Below are 6755 nucleotides of genomic sequence, written 5' to 3'. Positions count from 1 at the left end.
CAGCGCTGGCTGTTTTACGCGTATGACAGGCTCCGGAAGACGGTTGTTGCGCACGTATTCGGTGAACGCACTATGGCGACGCTGGGGCGTCTTATGAGCTTGCTGTCACCCTTTGACGTGGTGATATGGATGACGGATGGCTGGCCACTGTATGAATCCCGCCTGAAGGGAAAGCTGCACGTAATCAGCAAGCGATATACGCAGCGAATTGAGCGGCATAACCTGAATCTGAGGCAGCACCTGGCACGGCTGGGACGGAAGTCGCTGTCGTTCTCAAAATCGGTGGAGCTGCATGACAAAGTCATCGGGCATTATCTGAACATAAAACACTATCAATAAGTTGGAGTCATTACCTGGTAGATGCACTATAAAATGTGTTAAAAACACTGTAGCAGAATGAAGCGCGGAATAAAAAAGCGGCAACTCAATAAAGTTGCCGCTTTACGGGGAAATTAGAACATTACCTTATGACCGTACTGCTCAAGAATGCCTTTCACGCGTTCCATGGTCTCTTTCTTAGGTGGTTTAACACCGTCGAGTTTGTACTCTTCACCCATTGCCACCCATTTGTGTTTGCCCAGCTCGTGGTAGGGGAGGAGTTCGATTTTCTCAACGTTGCCCATATCACGGGTAAATTCACCGAGGCGATGCGCTGAATCGTCATCGTCAGACCAGCCTGGGACAACAACGTAGCGGATCCACACCTTCACATTTTTGTTCGCCAGATATTTGGCGAACTCCAGCGTGCGGTGGTTGGAAACTCCAACCAGATTTTGGTGGATCTCGTCGTTCATCTGTTTGAGATCGAGCATTACCAGGTCGGTTACTTCCAGCAGTTCATCAATCACCGGATCGTAACGACGAACAAAACCGTTGGTGTCCAGACAGGTATGAATGCCTTCTTTTTTGCAGGCGCGGAACCAGTCACGAACAAACTCAGCTTGCAGGATTGCTTCACCGCCGGATGCGGTAACGCCGCCGCCGGAAGCGTTCATAAAGTGGCGATAGGTCACCACTTCCTTCATCAAATCTTCAACGGTAACTTCTTTACCGCCATGCGTGTCCCAGGTGTCGCGGTTATGACAATACAGGCAGCGCATCAGGCAGCCCTGGAAAAAGGTGATAAAGCGAATACCCGGGCCGTCTACGGTTCCACAGGATTCAAAGGAGTGAATGCGACCAATAACTGACATTGCGGTGTTTCTCCAGATGTGGCCCATCTGAGGCCGTGTTGGTGCGCAGCTCGAAGGCTACGTCGAGTCTGTTTTGGCAGTCACCTTAAAGTATAGATAGCTGACAAAAAAGGCTCTCGTGCTAAAAAAGGCCCCACTTTCGTGGAGCCTTTATTGTACGCTTTTTACTGTACGATTTCAGTCAAATCTAATTACATAGATTGAGTGAAGGTACGAGTAATAACGTCCTGCTGCTGTTCTTTAGTCAGCGAGTTGAAACGTACAGCGTAGCCAGATACACGGATGGTCAGCTGCGGATATTTTTCCGGGTTTTCCATCGCGTCGAGCAGCATTTCACGGTTCATCACGTTAACGTTCAGGTGCTGACCACCTTCGATGGATGCTTCGTGGTGGAAGTAACCATCCATCAGACCAGCCAGGTTGGTCTTACGAACTTCGTCGTCTTTACCCAGTGCGTTCGGAACGATAGAGAAGGTGTAGGAGATACCATCTTTAGCGTAAGCAAACGGCAGTTTAGCAACGGAAGTCAGAGACGCTACAGCACCTTTCTGGTCACGACCGTGCATCGGGTTAGCACCCGGTCCGAACGGCGCGCCAGCACGACGACCGTCTGGGGTGTTACCAGTTTTCTTACCATACACAACGTTAGAAGTGATGGTCAGAACAGACTGAGTCGGGATAGCGTCACGGTAGGTGTGCAGTTTCTGAATTTTCTTCATGAAACGTTCTACCAGGTCAACAGCCAGGTCATCTACACGCGGATCATTGTTACCAAACTGCGGGTATTCGCCTTCGATTTCGAAGTCGATAGCCAGACCGTCTTCGTCACGAATCGGTTTAACTTTCGCATATTTGATTGCAGACAGGGAGTCAGCAGCAACGGACAGACCAGCGATACCACACGCCATGGTGCGGATAACGTCACGGTCGTGCAGCGCCATCAGAGAGGCTTCGTAGCTGTACTTGTCGTGCATGTAGTGGATGATGTTCAGTGCAGTGATGTACTGTTTAGCCAGCCAGTCCATGAAGTGATCCATGCGCTCCATCACTTCATCGTAGTTCAGGAGATCGCCTTTGATCGGTTCAGACTTCGGACCAACCTGCATTTTCAGTTTTTCGTCAACGCCGCCGTTGATTGCGTACAGCATGGTTTTCGCCAGGTTTGCACGCGCACCGAAGAACTGCATTTGTTTACCAACGATCATCGGGCTTACGCAGCAAGCGATAGCATAGTCATCGTTGTTGAAGTCCGGACGCATCAGGTCATCGTTCTCATACTGCAGAGAAGAGGTGTCGATGGACACTTTAGCGGCGAATTTCTTGAAGTTCAGCGGCAGTTTTTCAGACCACAGAATGGTCATGTTCGGTTCCGGAGACGGACCCATGGTGTACAGGGTGTTCAGGAAACGGAAGCTGTTTTTGGTAACCAGGGTACGACCGTCGAGGCCCATACCACCGATAGATTCGGTTGCCCAGATCGGGTCGCCAGAGAACAGTTCATCGTATTCCGGAGTACGCAGGAAGCGAACCATACGCAGTTTCATGACCAGGTGGTCAACCATTTCCTGCGCTTCTTGTTCGGTGATCTTGCCAGCTTTCAGGTCACGTTCGATGTACACATCCAGGAAGGTGGAGGTACGACCGAAGGACATTGCAGCACCGTTCTGAGACTTAACAGCAGCCAGGTAGCCGAAGTAAGTCCACTGGATAGCTTCCTGAGCGTTGGTAGCCGGACCAGAGATGTCGTAGCCGTATTTCGCAGCCATTTCTTTCATCTGACCCAGAGCGCGGTGCTGTTCAGCGATTTCTTCGCGCAGACGGATAGTCTGTTCCAGGTTTACGCCGTTTTCCAGATCAGCCTGCAGAGAAGTGAACTGTGCCAGTTTGTCTTTCATCAGGTAGTCGATACCGTACAGCGCAACGCGACGGTAGTCACCGATGATACGGCCACGGCCATATGCATCTGGCAGACCGGTCAGAACACCAGATTTACGGCAACGCAGGATGTCCGGAGTGTAAACGTCGAACACGCCCTGGTTGTGAGTTTTACGGTATTCAGTGAAGATTTTTTTGATCATCGGATCCAGTTCGCGGTTGTACGCTTTGCAGGAACCTTCGATCATTTTGATACCACCGAACGGGATAAGAGCACGTTTCAGCGGAGCTTCAGTCTGCAGACCAACGATTTTCTCAAGCTGCTTGTTGATGTAGCCAGCGTCGTGAGAGGTGATGGTGGAAGCAACAGCGGTGTCAAAGTCAACTGGCGCGTGAGTGCGGTTTTCCAGTTTAACGCCTTCCATTACTTTGTCCCACAGGGTGGTGGTCGCTTCAGTAGCGCCAGCTAGGAAGGACTCGTCACCCTCGTACGGAGTGTAGTTTTTCTGAATGAAGTCACGGACGTTTACTTCATTCTGCCAGTCACCTTTGGTAAAACCTTCCCAGGCTGTGGCTAACTTTTCATTAAGCTCGGACATGTAACACCTACCTTCTTAAGTGGATTTTTTATTTACTGCGTACTTCGACAACCATTAATGGTGATCGTTTTCACGCAGGTAAATGACCCAGTATGTCAACCCAACCAACAAACCACCGCCGATAATATTACCGATCGTAACCGGGATCAGGTTATCAGTGATGAAGTTCATCACGGTCAGGTGAGAAAAATTTTCCGGTGCAGAACCGACAGCGGTCCAGAATTCCGGAGATGCGAAGTCGCGGATTACAATACCCATCGGGATCATAAACATGTTTGCGATACTGTGCTCAAAACCGCTGGCAACAAACATCGCGACCGGCAGCACCATAATGAACGCTTTGTCCATCAGGCTGCGGCCAGAATAACTCATCCATACTGCCAGACATACCATCAGGTTTGCCAGGATACCAAGACAGACGGCCTCAATAAAAGTATGGTGCACTTTGTGGTCGGCGGTTTGTAGGACGTTTAGTCCCCATTGACCATTTGCGGTCATATACTCGCCGGAAAGCCACATTAAAAGTACAAACAGCAGTGCGCCGACCAGGTTGCCAAAATAGACATTTAGCCAGTTTTTCGCCAACTGACCCCAGGTGATGCGCCCACTCGCCTTAGCAACAACAATCAACACGGTGGAAGTAAAGAGATCGGCTCCGCAGACAACACAAAGAATCAGCCCCAGAGAGAAGCAAATGCCGCCAACCAGTTTTGCCATGCCGAAGGGCATTGTGCCTGTGCCAGTGGTTGCTGTGATATAGAAGACGAATGCGATTGAGATGAAAACACCGGCGGTAATCGCCAGATAGAAAGTCTTAAGCGGATGTTTCGTTGCTTTATAGACACCCGCCTCTTCGGCCACTTTGGCCATTGCAGCAGGAAGTAAAAGATCAAAAGGGTTGTCAGCTTTCACACTAACTCTCTCTTTATTAAGTCGGCGACGAGATACTAACAAAGCATTATAGATGAGAAATTGATATAGATCATATCTCGCCTGGCTTATAGGCCCGTAACTCGCATTGTTTTTATGCAAATACGGAGTAAATATTTGATTATCCAAATAAAAATAAATTTTAAAAATTAACAAATGAGTTGAATTTTTTCCGCATCCTCCGCTAAAATAGTTAATTAAAAGGGAGCATCAGGCGAATAAAGTAACAATATCGATCGTATTTATTAAATACAAATTACCGATATTTAACCTTATAATTACAATTATTTTATTAATGCAAATATATGTAAAGCGGGGCATTAAAAAAACGCCCCGTAATATAACTCAGACTAATCATTAAGCCTACATTGCGTAGGCTATTTGATTTTATTTTGCCCAGAATGCTGCTTTGGCGCGCTGCAGCTTTTCGTAGGCCTTCAACAACGACTGATGTGCAGCAAACGCGTGCAGATCGCTATCTACCGGTTGCAGGCCGTAAAACGCCGCTTCGCCGCTCATTGCCGCACTGGCGGCTTCCACGGCATCTGCGCCGTACATGCGAACAAACGCATTCAGATATTGCAGCGGCTGGCGATCTTCTTCCTGTGCCAGTAATAACAACGTTTGCAGGCAGCGATAATAGTTGGCGCGTTCCGGACTAAATACTGATGAGTTAAACTCCATCGTCCATTCGGTCCAGACCAGAGCCTGTTCCAGATCGCCACCAGCCAGCGCCAGCATGGCTTTTAATTCACCGATACGCAGGGTGTACCAACCGTTATCCGACCCGGTCGCCAGACCCAACAGCTCACGCACGCGGGTAAAGTCATCAAAACCTTCTTCATCCAGTTGCTCGATGAGGTTCAGGTAATCTTCTTTTTCCCACTCGCTGCCTGGTAGCGAAAGAATCGTTTCACGTAAATGGCTGCCCATACTGTTATTCGCGAGCCACAGATCTTCAGCCGGATAAATATCGGACATGCCAGGCACGATAATACGGCAAGCATAAACGCCCAGATGCTCGTAATCGGCAATATAAACTTCTTTATCTTCTTTGTTGAAGATAGCCATCAGCGTAGCAAACTCTTCTTCCGTGGTGCCGGAGAAATTCCAGTCCACAAACGGATAATCGGCATCCTGCTTGAACAGGTCCCAGGAGATTAAACCGCTGGAATCGATAAAGTGCGTTTCGAGGTTGGTATGTTCAGCGACTTCTTCATCATCGAAGGTTGGCGGAGTAAACACATCCAAATCTTTCAGGCCACGACCTTGCAGCAGCTCGGTCACGGTACGTTCCAGTGCTACGCCAAAATCAGGATGCGCACCGAAAGAGGCAAAGCAGGTACCGTTAGCAGGATTGAACAGTACCACGCAAATCACCGGATACTGGCCGCCAAGGGAACCATCATATGCGAAGATCGGGAAACCTTCTGCTTCCAGTGTTTCGATCGCTTCAACCACCGCTGGGTAACGCGCCAGCACGTCTGCCGGGATCTCTGGCAGGCTGATGCTTTCAGCAATAATGCGGTTTTTCACGTAGCGTTCGAAAACTTCAGACAATCCCTGAACGCGTGCTTCGTTGCGGGTATTACCTGCGGACATACCGTTGGAGACGTACAGGTTACCAATGATATTCATCGGAATATAAACGGTCTGATTGTCGGACTGACGCGTAAACGGCAGGCCGCAAATACCACGATCTTCGTTACCGGATTGTAGGTCAATCAGCATGCTGCCGGTCAGTTCATTCTCCGGATCATAAAACGCGCGCAGACGGTCATCGAGTAGTCCTTCTGGCACATCGTCATTTTCGGTCAGTGGGAACCATTTTTCGTTGGGATAATGCACGAACGGACCGTTGGCGATGGTTTCGCCCAGCCAGAAATCAGCAAAAAAGTAGTTGGTTGAGAGACGCTCGAAATATTCACCAAGTGCAGAAGCCAGCGCCGCTTTTTTGGTTGCGCCTTTACCGTTGGTAAAACACAGTGCGCACTCTTTGTCGCGAATATGTACAGACCAGACGTTAGGCACAGGATTCAGCCAGGAGGCCTCTTCAATCTGAAAGCCGAGGTCTGAAAGTTTTTGCTGGAAGCGAGCGATGGAATCTTCCAGAGCGGCATCTTTGCCGGGGATAAATGTTTGCGTCATGAAAATCACT

4 protein-coding genes and 1 pseudogene are annotated in these 6755 nt (G+C 49.2%); 1 reads left to right on the top strand and 4 read right to left on the bottom strand.

What is annotated here, in order from left to right:
- A pseudogene (locus BGK49_RS12325) lies at positions 1-339 on the top strand (IS1-like element IS1B family transposase); the annotation flags it as partial.
- Between the two features lie 113 nt (positions 340-452).
- Here the strand turns inward: BGK49_RS12325 and pflA are convergent.
- From pflA to ycaO, 4 genes are all read right to left on the bottom strand, one after another.
- A complete protein-coding gene (pflA, locus tag BGK49_RS12320; RefSeq protein WP_000111043.1) occupies positions 453-1193 on the bottom strand; it encodes a pyruvate formate lyase 1-activating protein in 741 nt (246 codons plus the stop codon).
- A 191-nt stretch (positions 1194-1384) separates the two neighbouring features.
- Positions 1385-3667 carry a formate C-acetyltransferase gene (gene pflB, locus BGK49_RS12315; RefSeq protein WP_001292820.1) on the bottom strand — a complete coding sequence of 761 codons (2283 nt, stop codon included), beginning with the start codon at positions 3665-3667 and terminating at the stop codon, positions 1385-1387.
- Positions 3668-3721: 54 nt separating this feature from the next.
- A complete protein-coding gene (gene focA, locus BGK49_RS12310) occupies positions 3722-4579 on the bottom strand; it encodes a formate transporter FocA (RefSeq protein WP_000642546.1) in 858 nt (285 codons plus the stop codon).
- A 405-nt stretch (positions 4580-4984) separates the two neighbouring features.
- Complete coding sequence (gene ycaO, locus BGK49_RS12305) at positions 4985-6745, bottom strand: 30S ribosomal protein S12 methylthiotransferase accessory factor YcaO (protein ID WP_001295344.1); 1761 nt, start codon at positions 6743-6745, stop codon at positions 4985-4987.
- Between the last annotated feature and the right edge of the window lie 10 nt (positions 6746-6755).

The sequence above is a fragment of the Shigella sp. FC1544 genome (assembly GCF_001722145.1).
GTDB classification, from domain to species: Bacteria; Pseudomonadota; Gammaproteobacteria; order Enterobacterales; family Enterobacteriaceae; genus Escherichia; species Escherichia coli.
The sequence above is the reverse complement of the archived record's forward strand: the minus strand, read 5'-3'. Positions and strand labels throughout refer to the sequence as shown.